This window comes from Streptomyces sp. V3I8 (assembly GCF_030817535.1).
Taxonomy (GTDB): Bacteria; Actinomycetota; Actinomycetes; order Streptomycetales; family Streptomycetaceae; genus Streptomyces.
Window position 1 is genome coordinate 8,244,863 of record NZ_JAUSZL010000002.1, and the last position, 20,768, is coordinate 8,265,630.

Here is a 20,768-nt window from a genome sequence, read left to right on the forward strand (position 1 = left end):
CGTACTCTAGTGATCGATTCTTATGAGTCTTACGTATTGAGCATCTTGTGCGTACCGTGCTAGAAACCCACCACCGCACTCGCCCTCCTCCTTCTCGCGTTCCTCCTCCGTCTTCCTCCCTCCGTCCTGTCCCAGGAGACGCCATGCCCACACCTTGGTCCCGCCGCGGATTCGTCAAGGCGACGGGAGGTGCCGCCGCCGCACTGGGTCTCCCCGCAACCGCCTCGGCGACGGTCCTGACCACCTCCGAGCCCGCCCAAGCCGCGTCGGCCGTGTCCGCCGAGTTCGAAAGGCTCAGAGCCAACTGGCGCGGCCTGATACTCGGCTCCGGTTTCAGCCCGACCGCGGAGCCGTTCGCCTCCAAGCTCGCCCGGCTGGGCACCGACGCCGCCGCCTGGCGGACCACCATGCTGCCCGCGCCGGGCTCCCTGTGGCCGGGCATGGTGTGGCTGGACCCGGATCCCGACACGGACACCGCGTCGTACACCTACTCCGCGCAGATCCAGCTCACCTTCCAGCGGCTGCGTTCCATGGCAGAGGCGTATGCCCAGCCCGGCACGGGTCTGACCGGAGACGATGCCTTCGCTCGAGATGTCGTGACCGGCATCCGGCACGTGGTCACCGACGTCTACCACGCGGGCCGGGCCCGCTATGGCAACTGGTACAACTGGCAGATCGGCGGGCCCCACGCGCTGCTGGACGCGGCGACCCTCCTGTACGACCACCTGGACGCCGAACTGATCGCCACGATCACGGAAGCCGTCCGCGCGTTCGTGCCCGACAGTGCGGTGGCCTCGTACACGGGCACCTCCACCGGCGCCAACCGCGTCGACCTGTGCCGGACGATCGCGCTCAGCGGCCTGGTCGGCGAGGACGCGGACCGGCTCGCCCTCGCGTCCGGGGCGCTGTCCCCGGTCTTCCCCTACGTGACGTCCGGGGATGGCCTCTACCGTGATGGCTCCTTCGTCCAGCACACGTGGGTGCCCTACACCGGGTCGTACGGCGCGGATCTGTTCACCGGCCTCAGCCTGCTGTGCGCGCTGCTCGCCGACTCCCCGTGGGAGATCACCGATCCGGCCCGGGAGAACTACTTCGACGCCGTCGAACGGGCCTGGGCCCCCTTCATCCACAACGGCCTGTGCATGGACGCCGTCTCCGGACGCGCTGTCTCACGGGGCCTGGCGCCCGGCGATCCTGGCGGCGCCAACGACGACCATCTGCGCGGCCACTCGATCATCGCCTCGATCGTCGCCCTGGGACGCGCCGCGAGCCCCGAGCAGAACGCGCGCTGGCGCGCCCTGGCCAAGGGATGGATCCAGCGGGCGCACTTCAGCCCTCCGCACACCAACCCCATGCTCGGCATCTACAAGCTCGCCCAGCTCCAGAGCGTCGTGGACGACACCTCGGTCAAGCCCTTGCCCGAGCCGGTCGCACACCGGCTCTTCCCGGCCCAGGACCGGGCGGTACACCGCCGCCGGGGGTGGGCCGCCTGCCTGTCCATGGCCTCCGACCGAATCGCGCACTACGAGTGGGGCAACGGGGAGAACCTGCGCGGCTACCACACCGGGGCCGGCTGGCTGTCCTGGTGGGGGGACGACTTCGCCAACGAGCAGTACTCGCAGACCTTCTGGGCCACCGTGGACCCCAATCGACTGCCCGGCATCACCGCTTCCAGGAAGAAGCTCGCCGACGGCCAGGGCGGCCAGTGGGGCGCCGAACGCCCGGCGGTGGCATGGGTCGGAGGCACGACCGACGGCACGTACGCCGCGGTGGGCCAGCATCTCAAAGGGCTGGCCTCGACGCTGGAGGCACACAAATCCTGGTTCTTCCTGGACGAGGGCATCGTCTGTCTGGGCGCGGGGGTCACCGCCACGGACGGCGAGGCGGTCGACACCGTCATCGACAACCGCCGCCTCGGCCCCACCGGCACCCACGCCCTGACCGTGGACCGCCATCTCAAGCCCGGCACTCCGGGCTGGACCGAGACGCTGAGCGACCCGGGCTGGGCGCACATCACCGGCCATGGAGGCTACGTCTTTCCAGCGGGCGGCCGCATCACGGCGCTGCGGGAGGAGCGTACCGGCCGGTGGAGCGACATCAGGACCGGTTCGTCCACGGCCCCCCTCACCGACCGCTACCTCACCCTGTATGTCGACCACGGCATCGACCCGGTCGACGGCGCCTACGCCTACGTCCTGCTGCCCGGAGCCAGTGCGGCCCGCACCGCGGCCCACGCCGCGGGCGCGCGAGGACTGCTCAGAACACTCGTCAACACACCCCGGGCCCAGGGCGTCCACGTCCCCTCCCTCGGCGTCACCGCTGTCAACTTCTGGGCGGCGGGGACGGTGGGCGATCTCACCGTGAGCGGCCCCTGCGCGGTGCTGATCCGGCATCGGAACGACGGCACCGCGGTCGTCTGTGTCTCCGACCCGACCCGCACCCTCACCACGCTCACCCTGACGTGGCGGCACCGGATCACCGCAGTCGTCTCCCATCCCGCCACGGTCGAACAGGCCGAACCTGGACGGAAGCTGACCCTCACGTTCGGAGATCTCACCGCCGAGGCAGGCGCCACCCAGAAGATCACGGTGAGGACAGCATGAGGGCGACGGTACGACGTTCCACCGCCGTGGCGGCGGCGCTGGCCTGCCTCTTGGTCCCCGCCACCTCGGCGCGCGCGGAAACCGTCTGGGACGGTGACGCGGCAGGGGGCACCGGCGTTTTCGGCAGCGTGGAGTGCGCCGAGCCCGGCAGCCTGGTCACCGCCGCCAACCAGGACGGTCACGGGACCATCTTCCGGTTCACCAAGCCCGGCGGTCTCATCCGCTGCGAATCCCGGGGCCTCTCGGTGGGCGGCGCCCGGTACGCCTTCGCGCTCGGCTCCACCTACTGGCTGGGCTGGGAGTCCCAGCTGTCCACCGTCAGCGGGGACTTCGTGGTGTGGCAGTGGAAGTCGTATCCCAACGCGGCACAGAACTACCCCCTGATCATGACCGTCAAGGACGGTTCAGTGCGCCTCTTCCACGTCAGTACGGACGCCACGTGGCACCTGATCTGGTCGGCGCCCGTCTCAGCCGGGGCATGGAACCGGTTCGCTCTCGGTATCCACACCTCCGCCTCGGCCGAGTCGGGCTGGGTAGAGCTGTCCTTCAACGGGACCCGGCAGACCTTCACCAGCGGAGGCTCCCGCTACGCGGCACGCACCTGGGACAGCGCCAACGAACCCAAGTGGGGCGTCTACGACCGGGACACCCCGCAGAGCGACGTCGTGAACCGACTGGACCGGCTGCGCGTCGGCACCACCTACGCGGACGTCGGCTGACCTGCCGTGCACAACGAGAGAGACAGAGGTGACCGTCGATGACCGAACGACCGGCGGACGGCGTTTTCACCGTGACCGACAGCGGATTCTCCCTGGACGGTCGGCCGGTACGGCTGTTGTCGGGCGCCCTGCACTACTTCCGGGTGCACGAGGACCAGTGGGCGCACCGGCTGGAAATGTTGCGAGCGATGGGGCTCAACTGCGTCGAAACGTATGTGCCGTGGAACCTGCACGAGCCGTTTCCCGGACAGTACCGGGACGTGGACGCGCTGGGCAGGTTTCTGGACGCAGTACACGCGGCGGGCCTGTGGGCCGTCGTCCGGCCCGGTCCCTACATCTGCGCCGAATGGGAGAACGGCGGGCTGCCACAGTGGCTCACCGGCACCGTGGCAGGGCAGGTCCGCACCAGGAACCGGGCGTACATGGAGCCGGTGCGCCGCTGGTTCGGCCGCCTGCTGCCCCAGGTCGTGGAGCGCCAGGTCCACCACGGCGGGCCGGTGGTCATGGTGCAGGTCGAGAACGAGTACGGCAGTTACGGCTCCGACCAGGAGTACCTGCGAGAGCTGGCCACGGTCCTGCGGGACGGCGGGGTGACGGTGCCACTGTTCACCTCCGACGGGTCCGAGGACCACATGCTCACCGGCGGTTCGCTGCCCGGTGTCCTGGCCACCGTGAACTTCGGCTCGGACGCAGCCGGGGCTTTCCGCACGCTGCGCCGGCACCGGCCCACCGGGCCGCTGATGTGCATGGAGTTCTGGTGCGGCTGGTTCGCCCACTGGGGCGCCGGTGAGCCCGAGCCGCGCGAAGCCCGGGACGCGGCGGCGGTACTGCGCGAGATCCTGGAGTGCGGGGCGTCGGTGAACATCTACATGGCACACGGCGGGACGAGCTTCGGCGGCTGGGCGGGCGCCAACCGCGCGGGCGACCTGCACGACGGCGCCTTGCAGCCGACGGTGACCTCCTACGACTACGGTGCCCCCGTCGATGAACGGGGCAGGCCCACGGAGCTGTTCCGGCGCTTCCGGGAGGTGCTGGCCGACTTCGCTGACACCCCTTTGCCTCCGGTGCCGGCCGCCTGGCCGATCCTCACGGCACCGGCCACAGCCGCGCTCGATGCGTGGACGCCGCTGGACGAGGTGATGGACACGCTCGGCGGAACGGAGGGTGTCTTTGGCATGGCGCCGACTTTCGAGGAGCTCGATGTCGACCGGGGCCTGGTGCGCTACCGGGTCCGCGTTCCCGGGCCGCGGCCGCCACTGCCGCTGTCCCTGCCCGGCGTGCGGGACCTGGTCCGGCTCTCCGTCGACGGCGTCGACACCCCGGTCGGCACGGCGGTCGCCGGCCCTGCCGAGTTGGAGCTATGGGTGGAGTCCCTGGGGCGCGTCAACTACGGGCCCCGCCTGGGCGAGCCCAAGGGACTGACTGGCGGGATCCTGCACGAGCGGCAGTACGCGCACGGTGTGAGCGCACGCGGCCTGCGGCTGGACGCGTTCGACGACGGGAAGGCGGTCGCCGGGCTGCCGTCCCGCCTGCCGGAGGGGGGTGAGCCGGGCCTCTACCGGGGCAGCGTCGACGTATCGGGCCCCGGGGACGCGATGCTGGAACTCCCAGACTGGGGGAGGGGCTTCGTCTGGATCAACGGCTTCTGCCTCGGGCGGTACTGGTCTGCGGGCCCTCAGTCTGCCCTGTACGTTCCCGGCCCCGTACTGCGTCCCGGGGATAACGAGGTGTGGGTGCTGGAGACGGAGCGAACCGGTGGCACCCGGGTGCGGCTGGAATGAGCCCGTTCCCTTCCTCGGCGGCCACCACGAAGCTGACAGGATCCAATCGCTACCCGCCGCATTCGCACCGCGGCCAGAGCCTGCTCCAGCCACGCGGCATCGATCCGGCCCTGGCCGAGCTCGCTGCAGAGCCCATGGTGGCCGCGGCGGTTTTCCATCGCGAGCGCCGGGTAGCTACCAGCCGTCATCCCGGGTTGGCGGATGGCACCGCCCCGGGGCCTAGGCGTACGAGAGTGGAGTTCCTGCGAATCCTCTGCGTCCCGGCGAGAGGTATCCCCATGATGTAGCTCTGTCCGCGAGAACGGCTTCTGGTCCAACTTCTGTGGTCCGACTACTCCTTGCGACCGTTGGCCTTGGTAGTGGGTCTCACGAGATCGTCCGGAAGCTGCCGACGCCAACCGCGTTCGGCCTGATGGTTCTGAGCTGTGCGCGAGGTGCTGATCCGGCTGGAAGAGCTGCTCTTCCAGCCGGATCCGGGAGTCAGGGTGGAGTCGGTGGAGGATGAGGGCGAGGTGATCCGAGTCGGTGTCAGATGTGGTAGGGCCGGGACTCGGTGCCCAGGCTGCGGAAGCTGGTCGGAGCGGGTGCACGGCACTTACCTGCGGTTTCCCGCTGACCTTCCCGTGGCGGGAAGGCGGGTGGTGCTGCGGCTTCGTATCCGGCGCTTCATATGCGAAGACATGTCCTGCGGACGGCGGACGTTCGTCGAGCAGGTTGAGGGCCTTAATACTGCAACGGTGCTTGTTCTGAGTGCTGGGCAGTTTTCAGGGGCTGTGTCCGCGTCGTTTGTAGTGACTCAGGCGGGCCTGATACTGGCGTCGTCGGCGCCGTGTTGACCAGTGCAGGATGTGCTCGACCGGTGCCGGCCGGCGCTCGGTGAGGCGGGTGATCGGGCGTCGGGTTTCGGCGAGGCTGAGGTGGATGAGCGGGGAGGATCCGTTTCTGCTTTGTCCGCATCCAACTGTCGGGCTCTCAGGACGGTCAGGCAGGCGTGGGCGGCCATGGCCAGGGTCATGTGGCGGTGCCAGTCGGCCGGATCGTCGTCGTAGGCGGCTCGCAGTTGGGGGAGCGCTTGGACGGCGTCGTCCAGGAAGAGGCTCGCCGCGGCGACGGGATCGGCAGGCCAGTCGTTGTCCGCGACGGGCAACGTGGAGGTGCAGGGCACCAGCTCCGCACCGGCGGACTCGATCTGGTCAGCCACGAACGGGTCGTTGGCGTAGGTGACCCGGTGCCCGTGGGTCACCAGCTCACGGATGAGCGCGAGACTGGGCAGGACATGGCTGACGATGGGGATGCCGACCATCGCGACATGGACGCGGCGACGGGGCATGGGTGATCACTCGTTTCTGGCGCGGGACGGTGCGGGCGGTGGAGCGAGGATGCGGTGTCAGGGCTGATCGATCTGCGCGGCGGCCCCCTCCAGGTCGGCGACGGTCCCCGACATGATCGTCCGTACGTGCCGGGTGATGTGCTGCACGGGCCAGTCCCACCACGCCACGGCGAGGAGCCGGGCGATGTCCGCGGCGTCGTAGCGGGTGCGGATGAGCCGGGCCGGGTTGCCGCCGACGATGCCGTAGTCGGGGACGTCGCCGGTGACCACGGCTCCGGCGGCGATGATCGCGCCGTGGCCGATGCGTACACCGGGCATGACCGTGGTGCCGTGGCCGAACCACACATCGTTGCCGACGACCGTGTCGCCCCGGCCGGGCAGGTCGGTGATCAGGTCGAAGTGCTCCGCCCAGGAACCCCCCATGGTGGGGAACGGGAAGGTGGAAGGACCGTCCATGCGGTGGTTGGCGCCGTTCATGATGAACCGGGTGCCCGTTGCCAGCGCGCAGTACTTGCCGATGACAAGCCGCTCGGGACCGTAGTGGTACAGGACGTTGCGCGTCTCGAACGCGGTCGGATCGTCAGGATCGTCGTAGTAGGTGAAGTCACCGATCTCGATCAGCGGCGACTTCACCAACGGCTTGAGCAGAACCACGCGCGGGTGCTCGGGCATCGGGTGGAGCACAGTGGGGTCAGCAGGAACGGGCGGCATCGCGGAGACGGTTCCTCTCCAGTGAAATTAGAGCGACAAGTGTCGCGTTAAGATGCTGGCACAGCCCTGCCGCCTTGATCAACCGGATACTGATTGCCGATGAGAGACTCACTGGACACGACGTCGGAGCGCCGTCCGGGCGGTCGCACCGCCCGGATCCGCGCCCAGGTTCTCGATGCGGTGCGCACCGAACTCGCTGAAGGCGGTCATGAAGGACTCACGATGGAGGGTGTCGCGGCGCGGGCCGGGGTGCACCGCGCCACGGTCTACCGGCGTTGGCGCGATGTCGGCGGCCTACTCGTCGACGTCATCGACGCCGCCGGCGAGATCAACTGGCAGCCGCCGAACACCGGCTCCCTGCACGGCGATCTGGCAGCCCTCAACCAGGAGATCCAGGAGTCTCTGGTCGTACAGCCGTCGTTCGCTATCGCCCTGATGGCCGCCTCGTTCCACTCCGACCAGGCCGCGCGGGCCCAGACGCAGCTGTGGACGGACCGGTACGCCCAGTGCGAGATCCTCGTCGAGCGCGCCATCGAGCGCGGCGAACTCCCCGCACAGCACACGGATGCGCGGAGCCTGCTGATCGCTGCTACGGCGCCGCTCTACCACCAACTGGTGCTCCTGCGCGCCGATCCCGACCCGCAACTCCCGGAACGGGCCGCGGAGGCGGCAGTCCTGGCTGCTGCCGCGGGCGCCTTCTCCGCCCGCCAGGAAGAGAGCGTGTGATCGAGGAGACAGGAACGAACGCAAGCGCAATCAAGAGGGCGACAAGACCTGGATCACGGTCTCCCGTGCGGTGCGCGGCGGTGTGCGTCGAGGTGGCGGGATCCACTGCGGGGCCGGGGACCGCGGTGGCGGGCAGAGCGGTCGGGGCGGTCAGCAGGAGGGCCGGCAGAACTGGCCCGATCCAGCGGCGTCGGGACATGTCGGCTCCAGGGACGAGGCCGCTTGCGCTGTGGTGGTGCCGGTACGGCGCGGCGGATGCGCGACCGGGCCACGGCCGGCGCGACCGGTCCGTGGATCCGGGCGAGCGCCGTCCCGCCGGACGGTGTGCCGTGTCCGGCGGGACACCCCGCCGACCTGCCGGGTCAGCGGAAGTTCACGTCACTGCACAGGAAGTAGGTCTGGTCCATGTGCGACGCCTGCCAGATCGTGTAGACGACATGGCGGCCGCTGTAGCCGGACGTGCTCACGGGGATCGAGTAGTTCTGGCTGGGTCCGTACCGGCCGGTGCGTGCCACCAGCTGGAGGTCGTTCCAGGTCAGGGGCTGGGTGGTGGGGTCATGGCCCTGCCGGGTGACGTAGACCAGGAAGTAGTCGGCGCCATGGCTGGCCTGGTCGTACAGGTCGACGGTGAAGTCGGCGTCGATGTCCGTGGTCTTCCACGGGCCCACGGCGTCCAGCGCGTTGTAGCGGCCGCCCTCGGTCCGGCCGCCGCTGCACAGCTGACCGTTCGGGACCACGGCCTGGAAGTTGCCGCCGGAGCCGTTGCGGTACAGGCCGTTCCAGTTCCACATGCCGTTGGGGTCGGCCTGCCAGGCCTGCCAGCACATGGGGTCCTGCTGGGCCATGGCCGGGTTCTGGAAGTCACTGCCCCAGCGCAGCCAGCAGCCGTAGTTGCGGGAGGCCGGGTCGATGACCGAGCCGTGGGCGACAGCCGTTCCGCTCCAGGGAATGACACCGAGCAGCGCGGCGACGAAGGCGGTCAGGACGAGCGTCAGTCGGCTCCGCATGCGTGGGACATGCGCATGACAATTCATGAGTCTTTTCTCCTTGGTGGGGGAATGTTTGCTTCCTGGTGCGGGTCTCGAAGGAAGTGGGAGCGCTCCCGCGCCTCCAGGCTGCGCGCCCTCATGCGGAACGGCAAAGTTTGTTTGCGCCACTTCGATGCCCACGCGGCGCGATGGTGAGGCTCCGGGGAGGCTTGTCTGCGACGTCCCGGAGCGAACGGAGGATCGACTCCCGGAGGGGAACGGCCATGGCACGTTCCTCGGTGAAGGCGGTCGTGAGCGGACCGGGGGATCGGTTCGCCCCAGGCGCTGGGCTCGTGGGTCCGCCAGGAGCGGATAGCGGATCGACAGCGGTACTCGGCCAGGGGCGAGTGCCGTAGGAACCGGTGGGACGGCGCTGTCGCGTCCTTCTGCGGTGCGGACTTCGACGTCGAGGAGCAGGCGTACACGTCCTCGCCTTCGTCCGGCGTGATCGCCTCGGGCCGGCGCGACGCGTCGGCGGGCAGACCTGGCACCGCGAAGGACCCGTCATCCAGGACCGTCACACGGTCCGCCCGGAGCCCGCCGGGCTCCGGGCGGCGGGTGGCGCGGGGCGGTCGCTCCCGGCAGGCAGCAGGAGCCAGGCGGGCCAGACATCGCCGCGTGGCCCTTTGCCGCCTGCCGGGGAGGGGTCAGCCTTCTTCCCAGTCGACGCTGCCCACTCCGGTGCCTACGGGGGCGTTGCACGGGGCTCCGGACCAGCCGCTCTGGCCGGGGTTCAAGGTCACCCATGCGCCGGTGTTGTCGAAGGACTGGCCGCAGACCACGATGGCGCGGAAGGCGATGGCCCGGCTCGTGTCGTTCCTGCAGTCCGCCCGGCCGTAGTGCCCGTTGTCCGTGACCTGGGTGCGGCAGTTGAGTTCTTTGCCCTGTGCGGCGGCGGATGACGTGCCGGCGAAGGGCAGCATCAGTGCCGTGCCGGCCAGCGCGGCGACGGCGGCTCTACGGATCATGGTGTTCTCCTCGGGTTGTGGACCGGAGGGCGAACCTATGCGGCGGGGCGTGGCTGCGGGAGGGCGCTCAGGGGTGACGGGTGGGGCGCGTGAGATCACTGGCGGCCGGTTCGTAGGACGATATGGCGGAGAACGCACGGCGACGGACCTGGGCGCCGTAGCGCAGACTGCCGAAGCGGTGGGTTCCACCGCTCACACGATGACTTGGCTGGTACGTGCGGCTGTCAGCCAGTGCGGGAATTCCTGCAGAAGCCGGTCGTACAGCAGTGCGTCATCGACCGTGCGGGGATCGCGGCCGGCGTGGAAGAAGCCTGCGTTGTCGACGATGCGGCAGGAGGGTACGGCCAGGGTGTCGAGTCGGTGCAGGAAGGCGAACTCGTTGTCGTCGGGGTCGCCGAACCCGACGAACTGCCAGAACAGGGGCAGACGGGCGGCCTTGCACAGGTAGCGCTCGGCGGCGGTCTTGCTGGTGGGCCCGCCGTCCGTCTGGAAGATGACCAGGGCGGGGTCGGTGCTGCCGGATTCGAGGTAGTGGTCGATGACCTCGTCCATGGCCCAGTGGTAGTTCGTACGCCCCATGTGGCCGAGGTTCTCGTGCAGTTTGTCGATGCGGCCCGGGTAGTTGCCCAGGCGCAGGTCGGTGGATCCGTCGATGTCGGTGGAGAAGAACACGACGGGTACGGTGCCGTCGTCGTCGAGGTGGGCGGACAGGGACAGGACCTGTTCGCCGAAGTACTGCATGGTGCCGTCCTTGTAGTAGGACCGCATGGAGCCGGACCGGTCCAGGACCAGGTACACAGCGGCGCGCACTCCCTCGAGGCCGTGGGTGCGCAGGCTGGCGCCGGCGGTTTTGTAGAGACTGACGAGGCCCGGGGCCTGGGCCTGCACCTTGCTCAGGCTGATCGCCGGAGCGGCGTCGCGTACTTCGGTCATGGTCGCCGTTCCTGTAGCGGGTGCGGTCGCCGTAGCGGGTGCCCCGGTAGCGGTGCGAGGTCGCTGCTGCCCCTCCTGGACGGTCGGTGACAACCGGACAATCACGTTACAGAACGGCCGCTGTCCGCGAATAGCCCCACGCTGCCCTGCATGTGCGGTCCTGTCCTGACTTTCCCGCACCATCATCAAGGGACAGGCGAGCAGCCCGTACGCCGGAAGTCGCCCGGGCCGCGTGGTTTTGCCGGGTGATCTTGGAGTAGCGGTTCCTCAGCGCCGGTCGCCGGTCGCCGGTCACCAGGCCACCAGGCGGGGGCCGGGCGTCCCGTCGCACGGCGCGATCGCGTCGGTGGCGACGATGTCGTAGGTGGTGATCTGTCCGATGCTCCGCGCCGCCCGGGTGAGGTCGTCGGAGAAGTCGCCGGGTTCCACGAAGCTGTTCGCGTCCTCGGACGCGGTCACCGGTTCCGGGGCGCCGCAGCCCACCAGGGGGAGGGGCTGACCGAGGTACCAGCCGCCGACGAATACGGCATACAGAGCGGCGGTGGCGCCCGAGCGGCGCGAGGTTGTCCAGGAAGGCACGCGCCGAGTGTTCCACGACACGGGACTCGGCCCGTGGGCCGGATCGACTTCATACGCCCCCTGGAACCGTCCCGGCCTCCCGCCTTCCTCGCCGCGATCAAGGCCGCGCTCCTCAAGGCGACGCCGCATGTCTGGACGCGTGGCGCTTCACGGCGTGTAGGCGGCGGCACTGCCGTACAGCTCCCTGGTGAACGCGGAGATGTCCGCGCTGCGGTCGGCGCCGTCGAGGTTGTACGTCAGGAAGACTCCGTACCCCTCGCTCACGGTGCGGCGGGCGAGAGTGGTGACCGTGCTCTGCGATGTCCTGCCGATCTCGACGGCCGTCGGCGACAGTTTCGCCTTGGGCAGCCCGATGCCGGGGACCTGCCAGCTTCCGTAGTACGGGTTCCAGGCGTAGTCGAACTTGGACGAGATGTTGACACCGCCGTAGGACAGACGGGACGCGGACGGTCCGATGTTGTAGAGGCTGATGATCTTGTTCGGCATGTTCGCGCGGAGCGCGGTCACCAGCTGGACGAACGAACTGGCGTTGGGCTGTCCGGTGCCGTTGTTGCCGTACTCGGCGTATTCGTCGTCGAAGTCGATGCCGTCGAGGCCGTATCGGGTCACCGCGTCCGACAACTGCTTGGCGAACGCTGACGCTGTTTGCTGAGACGGGAAGTTGGCGAAGCCCGCCCCCTGGTGGTTGCCCAGCACCGACAGGACGACCTTGATGCCCTTTTGTTGCAACGGCCGTATCTGGGTGGCGGCGTTGTCGAGGACGCGCTGCACGTTCTCGTTGAAATACAGCTGTGCCGTCTTCGTTCCCGTGTTGTAGTTGATGTTGGCCGCGAAGATCACGGCGACGTCGAAGACGGGGTCGCCGCTGTTGGCGAGCGTGTACTTGCCGACGTTCAGCATGCTGTTGTTGTTGACCTCGACATACGCCACCGAGGTCGGCCCCGCCTTCGCGAGCGCCGGGGCCGCCGTGGCGTGGGTCGTGACGGTCGCGCCGAGGGCGAGAGCCGCGACGGTCGAGAGGGCGACCACGGCCGCCTGCATCCTGCTCCGTACAAGCGTGAGCATCGTTGATCGGTCTCCTGTCGCATGGTCGGCGCTCAACTTGTTCGAACGTGTCGAGCAAGCTCTCCGAGTCCCGACAGCCGTGTGCCATTTCTTCCCGCCTTCCACTCACGTCACACTGCAACTCCCCTGTTATGCAAGCCGGTTGGCGGATACGTCGTGATCCGCGTCCTGTTCGAGCGTGTCTGTGGGGAAATCCCTGGGTCCGCACGGCAGCGACGTGTGCAGGACCGAGTTCATCTGCCGTGGACCGGAGACGAAGGGGGACCGGCGGACCGCAGGACCGGATTCCGCCCGGCTGCTGAGCGGCGGACCGAACTCTGCTCGGCTCCGGCCCTCTCCACGCCGGGCCCGGGTCCGGCCCACGCCGGGTCCGGGTCCGGCACGGCAGGCGTTGTGGGCGATCCGGTACAGGACGACCGGTTGCGGACCGCGGTGCCGCAGCGTCCGGGCGCCTGCCCCGCCGCAGGGGCGACTTCGAACGTCCGGCTGGGCTGCCGGGGCGTGAGAGTGCCCGCGTCGTCGAAGGCTTCCTTTTCGTCCCGCAGGAGCCGGACAAGGGGATACGGTCTGTGCGGGCCGAAAAGCGGGGCAGACGTGCACGGAACGCGCCTGGCCGGTTACGTCGTCGCAGTCGGCCCATCGGCATCTCGTCCTGTCCGGTGGGATGAGTGCGGGCGATCAGACAGGGGACGCATCATGGGCGCGCATCGACCGGACACGGACGGGGTGACCGGCTCCTGGTCCTCCCCGAGCGACGACGACCGGCTCCGGACGCCGGGGCTGGCCGGGGCCCTGGCCGCGGCGGAGGCCGCGCCACCGGTGGAATCGCTCGACGTGGTCGCCCACATGCTCAGGCAGCGCCTCGACGCGAGCGGGGTGTCCTTCCTCATCATGGACTTCACCGGTACCTCGGTGGTGCGGCTGGGCGTCGCCGGGGAGGTGGAGACCGACGAACCGGCCCGGCGCATCCATCTGGCCGACACCTTGTACGACGAGGTGATCCGGACCCAGCAGCCGGCCGTGGAGACCACGGACGGATCAAGGACGGTGCGGGTCATCGCTCCGGTCACCAACCGGGGAGACGCGATCGGTCTGCTGGAACTCTTCCTGTCCACCGTGCCCGACGCGAGCGCGATGCGGGAGATCGGCGAGACCGCGCATGCGCTGGCCTACATCGTCATCGCGAACCGGTCGTACACCGACGTGTACCAGTGGGGCCGGCGCACCAGACCGCTGAGTCTGGCCGCGGAGATCCAGCACCGGCTGCTGCCCGCGTCCCTCGCCTGCGAAGCCGCACAGTTCACGGTCGCCGGAGCACTGGAGCCCGCCGACCATGTCGGGGGCGACACCTTTGACTACGTGATCGACCGCGACGCCGTACAACTGTCCGTCACCGACGCGATGGGCCACGACGTCGACGCCGCGCTGCTGGCCACCCTCGCCGTGGGCGCGCTGCGCGGAGCCAGGCGAGCAGGCGCCGATCTGGCCGAACAGGCCCGCCAGGCGCATCAGACGATGCTCGATCACGGCAGGCAGGGATACGTCACCGGACAGCTCCTGCGGATCAGTCTGCTCGACGGTGGTGCGGAGTTCATCAACGCGGGCCACCCCTGGCCGCTGCGGTTGCGCGAGGGGAAGGTCCAGCAGCTCAGGATCAAGGTCGACATGCCGTTCGGCTTCCGCTTCCCGCACACCTACCGGGTCCAGCAACTGGACCTGAGGGCCGGTGACCGGTTGTTCATGTTCACCGACGGCATGCTTGAGCACAGCGCCGGCGACGTGGACCTGGAGGGCCTGATCATGCGCACCGGTAACCTGCATCCGCGTGAAGCCGCCCGCACCGTGATCGCGAAGGTCGTCGCCGCGCACGACGGTCACCTCCAGGACGACGCAACCATCATGTGCCTGGACTGGCACGGGGTCAGGACCTCCCGACGGCATGCCGACACCGGGGCGGACCTCACCGACGCCTCGCCCTCACCGACACCGGCGCCCTGACGGCCGCGGATCCCGTACCGGGCCTGCCGACGACTTCTGTCGGGGTCTCCTACGCGTCAGCCCCTTCTCAGCCCTTCATCGCGCCCTGCAGCAGCCCCGCCAGGAAGCTGCGCTGGAAGACGACGAAGAGGATCAGGATCGGCAGCATCACGATGATCGTCCCCGCCGCCAGCGTCGGGATGTCCGTGCTGTTCTGACCCACGAAGAAACCGAGGCCCGCGGGCGCGGTGTGCTTGGTGGTGTCCTGGATGAGGACCAGCACCAGCAGGAACTGGTTCCACGACCACATGAAGACGAGCAGGCCCAGCGTCATCAGGGACGGGCGCGCCAGCGGGAGCAGGATCCGCACCAGGATCGTGGCCGACGAGGCCCCGTCGATCCGGGCCGCCTCCACCAGTGACGCGGGCGTCGACCGGAAATGCGTACGCATCCAGAACACGCTGAACGGCATGAACAGCGCGATCTCCACCAGGATCACGCCCAGGTACGAGTTGGTCAGACCGACGTTGCGCAGGTCGAAGTAGAGGGGCACCACGATCAGCTCCACCGGGATGGTGAGGCCGGCGACGAAGAACGCCGCCACCGCGCCGCCGCCGGGAAGCCTCATGGTGCCCAGCGCGTACCCCGCGAGCGCGGCGAGGACCAGACAGGCGGGGACCACCCCCACCGCGATGACGAGGCTGTGCCGGATCAGGTCGGAGAAGCCCGCCACCGACCACGCCGTCTCGTAGTTGTCCCAACTCCACCGCTCCGGCCAGGTCAGCCCGACCACCGGGGTGCCCGCCGGCTGGAGCGAGGCGAGGAAGACACTGAGGAACGGGATGACGACGGCGATCGCCATGACGGTCAGCAGTGCGTAACCGGACCAGCGTTCCGAGCGCGCGACGGTGTTCATGACTCCGACCTCGACAGACGGTTGATGAGATACACGATCGCGAGTATCAGGCAGCCCAGGACGACGGCCAGGGCCGCGGCGAGCCCCACCTTCCCCTCGGAGAACGCGAGCCGGTACACGAGCAGACCGGGGACCGTCGTCTGCTCGCCCGGGCCGCCGTTCGTCGTCACGTACACGATGTCGAAGCTGGCCAGCGCGGCGACCGTCGTGACGGTCATGGCGACGGCGAGTTCCCCGCGCAGGTGCGGCAGCGTCACCGCGACGAACTCCCGGACGGGGCCCGCGCCGTCGATCCGCGCCGCCTCGTACAGACTCGGGTCCACCTTCTGCACGCCGCTGAGGAAGAGCATCATGCACAGGCCGCTCAGCACCCAGGTGCCGACGAGCCCCACGGCGACCAGCGCGGCGTCGAAGTCGCCCAGCCACGCACGGGTCGCACCGTCCAGCCCCACCAGGCGCAGCGCCTGGTTGACCACCCCGTCGTCCCCGTACAGCCAGCGCCAGGTCACACCGACCGCGACGAGCGGCACGACCTGCGGCAGCATGAACAGGAAGCGGTACGCGCCCATGCCGGGCCGCCGGTAACGGGCCAGCAGGCCGGTCGACAGCAGACCCAGCACGATCGGCACGAAGGAGAAGAACACCACCAGTACCAGGGCGTTGAACACCGAGCGGCGCAGCACCGGGTCCTGGAAGATCTCCGCGTAGTTGCCGAGCCCCACCCAGTCGCCCAGCGTGACCCCGTCCCACTCGAACAGCGAGAGGTACGCCGTGTGCAGGGCGGGCAGCACCGCGAACGTGAGGTACACGGCGAAGGCGGGCAGGACGTACACGTACCCGCGCCACCGGCTGCGCCCGCGGACCCGCCGGTCCCGGACCGGCGGCCTGTTCCCCATGACCGGCGGCCTACTCGCCATGATGGTCCTCCCACTCGTCCTGCAGTGAGTCGAGGTAGTCCGCGGGCGTGACACGGTCCGCGATGAGCTTCTGGACGCCGGAGCGCAGCCGGTCGAGCATCGCGGGCGCGGCGAAGTCGGGGAAGGTGGTGATCCCGTCGTCGGCGACGGCCCGCCGGTGGCCCTCCGCGATGTCCGCGAGCACGCCCGTCGGCTTCTTCACGGCGTCGGGATTGGGCGGCAGGAAACCGTTGTCACTGATGATCTGGCCCGCCTCGGGGGAGGTCAGGAAATCGAGGAACACGCCTGCCGCCGCCGCGTGTTCGGTCCGCGAGGACACGGCGTACGAGACACTGAACCCCGAGGCGACCGTGGGGGAGCCCGCCTCCTCACCGGGCATCGGGAAGAAGCCGACGTCGTCCCCCATGACGGTGGCCAGCTGCCCGGCCGCCCAGTTGCCGTTGACGAGGAAGACACTGTCGCCCTTGGCGAACCGGGCGGTCGAGTCGACCTGCGCGGTGCCGTTCGCGGACGCGTCGTAGTAGCCCTTGCGGCCCCACTCGATCATCAGTTCACTGGCCTTGAGCGCCGCCGGATTCTCCATCGTGGCGCCCTTCCTGCCGTTCACCCAGTCCCAGTACTCGTCCGTGGGCATCAGCTGGTTGAGCAGGGCCGCCCACAGGTGCAGGCCGCCGGAGTCGAGCGCGCCCACGCCCAGCGGGGTCAGCCCCGCGTCCTTCGCCGCGGCCAGCTGCTCCTCGAACTCCGCCAGCGTCTTCGGCGGGGCCTCGATGCCGGCCCGCCGGGCGAGGTCCTTGTTGTAGTAGAGGCCCGTCATCGACAGACCGGCCGGCACCCCGAACAGGGCCCGTCCACCGGTGGCCTCGCTGGTCCGGCCCGCGGTGAGCTGGTCGAGACTGACCGGGGGGACGGCCTCGTCCCAGCCGTACGCCTCCCGGTAGGGCGCCAGGTCGAGGATGTGCCCGTCCGCCGCGAGGTCGGTCATGCCGACCGCGTACTGCGCGATGTCGGGGGCGGTGTCGGAGGTCATGGTCAGTCTGAGGTTCTGGACGTAGTCCGAGAACGACTTGTACTGCGGCTCGACGGCGATGTCGGGATGGTCCTCCTCGAACGCGGCGATCAGCGCGTCGACCATCAAGGGGGCGTCCGCGAACTGCAGCCGCAGGGTCACGTCCCCGTCCGGCACGGCCGTCGAGGACGGCACACTGGTGGGGCCCGGCACCGCCGTCGCGCTGCCCGGGGTGAGCGCCTCGCACGCGGTGAGCGGGAGCACGAGGGCGACGGCGCAGACCGTCGCGGCGATGCGACGGCGTACCCGGCACGTGCTGTCCATCATCGGCCTCCTTGCGTGGTCTCGTCGGTCGGATCGCTGCGTCAGCCCCTCGGACAACGATCCTGGAACCGTTCCAGCAACGTCCTGTTGCGGTCTTCGGCGTCCGCGTCGGTGTTCTGGCTGACGATCAGCGGCGGCGCCTGTCCGTGGTGCTCGGCCAGCAGCTGGGCCGCCCGGCAGGTCAGCGCGTTGACCAGGGCCGCCCCCAGCACCGTGGAGAGGGCTCCGACGGCCAGGCCGCCCAGCGGCACCACCGTGTCGCCGGGGCTGCCGTGGGTGTCGATGACGATGTCGGCGACGTCGAGCAGGCGCTGCCCGCCGGTGTGCCGGGACACGGCGGCCAGCGAGTGGGCCCGGCTGGTGACGGCGACGACGGTCGCACCCGACTCCCGTGCCCCCAGGGCGAATTCGACGGGTACGGCGTTGATCCCGGAGTTGGAGATCACCACCACCACCTCACCCGCCCTGATGTCCGCCGTGCGCAGGATCGCCGCGGCGTAGCCGCTGACGCGCTCGGCCGCGCCGGCGCGGCGCGGCGCGACGGGGGAGAGCGCCGGGTCGGCGATGACGTTCACCGGTGCGAGCCCTCCGGCGCGCTGCAGCGGTTCGACGGCGACGAGCTGGGAGTGGCCGCTGCCGAAGTAGTGGACGACGCCCCCGGCGGTGACACTGTCCGCGACCGCCCGAGCGGCCCGCTCGATCGCGGGCCGCTCGGCGCCGGCCAGCGTGGTGAGGGTCTCCTGGAGTGCGGCGAAATAGGCGAGATCCGCGTTCATCGTGTCGAGGCCACCCGGGTGTCGAACGGAGCCGCTGGATGGCTGTGGACCGTACCAGTGGGGTACGGGGATGCCCAGCCCCGCGGACAACAAAGCCTTGGTTCCGTCGACTTGCTTGACCGCTCCGCGTGGCGGGTCTAGCTTCTTGGGTCCCGTGGTACGTACCACAGTCGACAGGGGTGGTCCGGACGATGTCACCTTTCGGGGAACCGGACGCGCAGGGTGTGGCCGCGCGGCAGCTGCTCGGGCGCCTCCTGGGGGACCGGGCCGCGGAGTTCACCGTCGACGTGGTCCCCGCGGGCGGCGGACCCGACGGATACGAGCCTGGCAGGTACGAGCCCGGCAGGTACGAGCCCGACTGGTACGAGATCGACGCCGGACCGGGCGGTGTGACCCTACGCGGATCCAGCGGTGTCGCGGTCGCCTCGGCGCTGCGCCGGTACCTGCGGACCGCCTGCGGGACGCAGATCACCTGGGACGCCCCCGTCCCCCGGCTCCCGGACCGGCTGCCGCGCACCGGCACGGCTGCCCGGACGACCTCCCCGTACCGGCACCGCTACCACTTCAACGTCTGCACCTTCGGCTACACCACGGCCTTCTGGGACTGGGCGCGCTGGCAGCGCCACATCGACTGGATGGCCCTGCACGGGGTGACCACACCGCTGGCCATGACCGGTCTGGAGGCGGCCTGGCAACGGGCCCTCCTGGCCGTCGGCCTCGACGACGGGACCGCCCGGCGCTTCCTCGGCGGGCCGGCCTACCTGCCGTGGAACTGGCTCGCCTCGCTCGACGGCTGGGCCGGCCCCCTGCCCCAGAGCTGGATCGACGCGCACACCGGCCTCGGCCGCCGCATCCTGGAACGGGAACGGGAACTGGGCATGCGACCCGTCCTCCAGGGCTTCTCCGGACACGTGCCGCGCGAGCTGATCGAGGCCCGGGGCGCCCGGTCGACGACCCTGCCCTGGTGGGACTTCGAGGTCGGGATGCTGGACCCGCGCGACCCGCTCTTCGAGGAGTTCGGCACCATCCTGCTGACCGAGCAGACCCGGCTGTTCGGCACCGACCACCTCTACGCCGCCGACCCGTTCATCGAGACGACGCCCCCGGTGACCGACCCCGCCGAACTCGCCCGGGTCGCGCGGGCCGTGCACGGGACCATGACCGCGGTGGACGACCGGGCCACCTGGGTGCTCCAGGCCTGGCCCTTCTCCTATCGCTCCCGCTACTGGACCCCGCCGCGCACCCAAGCCTTCCTCGACGCCGTCCCGGACGACGGCATGCTGGTCCTGGACCTGTGGGCCGAGCACCGGCCGGTCTGGCGGCGCACCGAGGGCTACCGGGGCAAGCCCTGGGTGTGGTGCATGCTGCACAGCCTCGGCGGACGGCCCGGTCTCTACGGAAAACTGGACGAGATCGCGACCGGCGCCGCCCGCGCGGGCGCCGACGCACACGGCGGATCGCTGGCCGGGACCGGCACCGGCATGGAGGCCTTCGGCGGCGACCCCGTGCTGTACGAACTGCTCGCGGACGTCGCCTGGCAGGGGGCCGTCGACGACGTGCACGCCTGGCTGGAGACCTGGACCCGCGCCCGGTACGGCCGTACGACCCCCGGGCTGCTGCGCGCCTGGGAACTGCTGCACGACAGCGTGTACGCCTCGGACGGACCCGGACCGCCCGGCTCGGTCGTCATCGGCCGCCCCACGCTGGAGGGCGACCTGCGGCACGAGCTGCCGGTGCACCTGGCCGACCCGCCGTCCCCCGACCCGCCGCCCGGTCTGGCCGAGGCGTGGGTGCTCCTCGCCGGCGAGGCGGCGAAGGAGGACAGCGCCGGCCCGCTCGGCCGCGACCTGTGCGACGTCACCGCCCAGGTGCTCACCCACGCGGCGTGCGCACGGCAGTGGCGGGCGGCGGACGCGGCCCTGGCCCGGGACGCCGGCCGCTTCCACCGGGCCGCGGCCGAACTGCTCGACACCGTCGCTGACCTGGACGACCTCCTCGCCACCCGCCCCGAGTACCGGCTGGACACCTGGCTGGCCGACGCCCGCGCCTGGGCCACCACCGAGGCCGAGGCCGACCTGTACGAGGGCAACGCACGGCGCCTGCTCACCCTCTGGGGCCACACCCGCGGCAGACTGCACGACTACTCCGGCCGCCACTGGGCCGGTCTGGTCCGCACGTTCCACCTGCCGCGCTGGCGGAGCTGGTACGAGCACATCGCCCGGGCGCTGGAGACCGGATCCCCTTACCGGCCCGAGGAGTTCGAGGCGTCGCTGCTCGCCCAGGAGGAACGGTGGGTCGCCGCCCGGAGCGCGACGACGGCACCGGGACCGGACACCGCCGCGTCGACCCTTGACGTGGTGCGTACTCTGATGCCCCGCTACCGCGTTCTACGGCGGTAGCGGACAG

Annotated in this window: 17 protein-coding genes and 1 pseudogene; 7 read left to right on the forward strand and 11 right to left on the reverse strand. The window is 70.0% G+C overall.

Going from position 1 to position 20,768, the window contains the following annotated elements; genetic code table 11:
- Positions 1–143 precede the first annotated feature (143 nt).
- The 4 genes from QFZ75_RS36455 to QFZ75_RS36470 all read left to right on the forward strand — a co-directional run bounded on the left by QFZ75_RS36455 (position 144) and on the right by QFZ75_RS36470 (position 5,939).
- Positions 144–2,603 (forward strand): polysaccharide lyase 8 family protein, encoded by a 2,460-nt coding sequence (locus QFZ75_RS36455; protein ID WP_307543704.1) that lies wholly within the window; start codon positions 144–146, stop codon positions 2,601–2,603.
- Positions 2,600–3,322: a heparin lyase I family protein gene (locus tag QFZ75_RS36460; RefSeq protein WP_307543705.1), complete on the forward strand. Its 723-nt coding sequence runs from the start codon at positions 2,600–2,602 to the stop codon at positions 3,320–3,322. Before QFZ75_RS36455 ends, QFZ75_RS36460 begins: the two co-directional genes overlap by 4 nt.
- Positions 3,323–3,360: 38 nt before the next feature.
- Positions 3,361–5,103, forward strand: coding sequence for a beta-galactosidase family protein (locus QFZ75_RS36465; protein ID WP_307543706.1), 1,743 nt, complete (start codon positions 3,361–3,363; stop codon positions 5,101–5,103).
- A gap of 512 nt (positions 5,104–5,615) precedes the next feature.
- Complete coding sequence (locus QFZ75_RS36470) at positions 5,616–5,939, forward strand: transposase family protein (RefSeq protein WP_307545036.1); 324 nt, start codon at positions 5,616–5,618, stop codon at positions 5,937–5,939.
- A 59-nt stretch (positions 5,940–5,998) separates the two neighbouring features.
- Here the strand turns inward: QFZ75_RS36470 and QFZ75_RS36475 are convergent.
- Positions 5,999–6,130 (reverse strand): annotated as a pseudogene (locus QFZ75_RS36475) (IS701 family transposase); the annotation flags it as partial.
- A 360-nt stretch (positions 6,131–6,490) separates the two neighbouring features.
- Positions 6,491–7,144, reverse strand: a complete 654-nt coding sequence (locus QFZ75_RS36485; protein WP_307543707.1) for a CatB-related O-acetyltransferase — start codon at positions 7,142–7,144, stop codon at positions 6,491–6,493.
- A 99-nt stretch (positions 7,145–7,243) separates the two neighbouring features.
- Between QFZ75_RS36485 and QFZ75_RS36490 the strand changes: the two genes are divergently transcribed.
- Positions 7,244–7,870 carry a TetR/AcrR family transcriptional regulator gene (locus QFZ75_RS36490; protein ID WP_307543708.1) on the forward strand — a complete coding sequence of 209 codons (627 nt, stop codon included), beginning with the start codon at positions 7,244–7,246 and terminating at the stop codon, positions 7,868–7,870.
- 362 nt (positions 7,871–8,232) lie between these two features.
- Here QFZ75_RS36490 and QFZ75_RS36495 read toward each other — a convergent pair whose 3' ends face one another.
- The 5 genes from QFZ75_RS36495 to QFZ75_RS36515 all read right to left on the reverse strand — a co-directional run bounded on the left by QFZ75_RS36495 (position 8,233) and on the right by QFZ75_RS36515 (position 12,443).
- Positions 8,233–8,877: a lytic polysaccharide monooxygenase gene (locus QFZ75_RS36495; RefSeq protein WP_307543709.1), complete on the reverse strand. Its 645-nt coding sequence runs from the start codon at positions 8,875–8,877 to the stop codon at positions 8,233–8,235.
- A 668-nt stretch (positions 8,878–9,545) separates the two neighbouring features.
- Positions 9,546–9,866 (reverse strand): hypothetical protein, encoded by a 321-nt coding sequence (locus QFZ75_RS36500; protein ID WP_307543710.1) that lies wholly within the window; start codon positions 9,864–9,866, stop codon positions 9,546–9,548.
- A gap of 192 nt (positions 9,867–10,058) precedes the next feature.
- The gene (locus QFZ75_RS36505) at positions 10,059–10,799 is read right to left on the reverse strand and encodes a VWA domain-containing protein (RefSeq protein ID WP_307543711.1); all 741 of its coding nucleotides are present in this window, start codon (positions 10,797–10,799) and stop codon (positions 10,059–10,061) included.
- A gap of 291 nt (positions 10,800–11,090) precedes the next feature.
- Complete coding sequence (locus tag QFZ75_RS36510; RefSeq protein ID WP_307543712.1) at positions 11,091–11,378, reverse strand: hypothetical protein; 288 nt, start codon at positions 11,376–11,378, stop codon at positions 11,091–11,093.
- Positions 11,379–11,525: 147 nt separating this feature from the next.
- Positions 11,526–12,443 (reverse strand): endo-beta-N-acetylglucosaminidase H, encoded by a 918-nt coding sequence (locus tag QFZ75_RS36515; RefSeq protein ID WP_307543713.1) that lies wholly within the window; start codon positions 12,441–12,443, stop codon positions 11,526–11,528.
- Positions 12,444–13,139: 696 nt separating this feature from the next.
- Between QFZ75_RS36515 and QFZ75_RS36520 the strand changes: the two genes are divergently transcribed.
- Complete coding sequence (locus QFZ75_RS36520) at positions 13,140–14,441, forward strand: PP2C family protein-serine/threonine phosphatase (protein ID WP_373465995.1); 1,302 nt, start codon at positions 13,140–13,142, stop codon at positions 14,439–14,441.
- Between the two features lie 67 nt (positions 14,442–14,508).
- Here QFZ75_RS36520 and QFZ75_RS36525 read toward each other — a convergent pair whose 3' ends face one another.
- Genes QFZ75_RS36525 through QFZ75_RS36540 form a run of 4 tightly spaced genes read right to left on the reverse strand, consistent with a single transcriptional unit; the run spans position 14,509 to position 18,362 of the window.
- A complete protein-coding gene (locus tag QFZ75_RS36525) occupies positions 14,509–15,336 on the reverse strand; it encodes a carbohydrate ABC transporter permease (RefSeq protein WP_307543714.1) in 828 nt (275 codons plus the stop codon).
- Positions 15,333–16,232, reverse strand: coding sequence for a carbohydrate ABC transporter permease (locus QFZ75_RS36530; protein ID WP_307543715.1), 900 nt, complete (start codon positions 16,230–16,232; stop codon positions 15,333–15,335). The genes QFZ75_RS36525 and QFZ75_RS36530 overlap by 4 nt, the downstream gene beginning before the upstream one ends.
- Before the next feature lie 10 nt (positions 16,233–16,242).
- Positions 16,243–17,589 carry an ABC transporter substrate-binding protein gene (locus QFZ75_RS36535; RefSeq protein ID WP_307543716.1) on the reverse strand — a complete coding sequence of 449 codons (1,347 nt, stop codon included), beginning with the start codon at positions 17,587–17,589 and terminating at the stop codon, positions 16,243–16,245.
- A gap of 38 nt (positions 17,590–17,627) precedes the next feature.
- Positions 17,628–18,362: a sugar isomerase domain-containing protein gene (locus tag QFZ75_RS36540; protein ID WP_307543717.1), complete on the reverse strand. Its 735-nt coding sequence runs from the start codon at positions 18,360–18,362 to the stop codon at positions 17,628–17,630.
- Positions 18,363–18,553: 191 nt separating this feature from the next.
- On the opposite strand from QFZ75_RS36540, the gene QFZ75_RS36545 reads away from it, so the two are divergent.
- Complete coding sequence (locus tag QFZ75_RS36545; RefSeq protein ID WP_307543718.1) at positions 18,554–20,761, forward strand: alpha-N-acetylglucosaminidase; 2,208 nt, start codon at positions 18,554–18,556, stop codon at positions 20,759–20,761.
- Positions 20,762–20,768 lie beyond the last annotated feature (7 nt).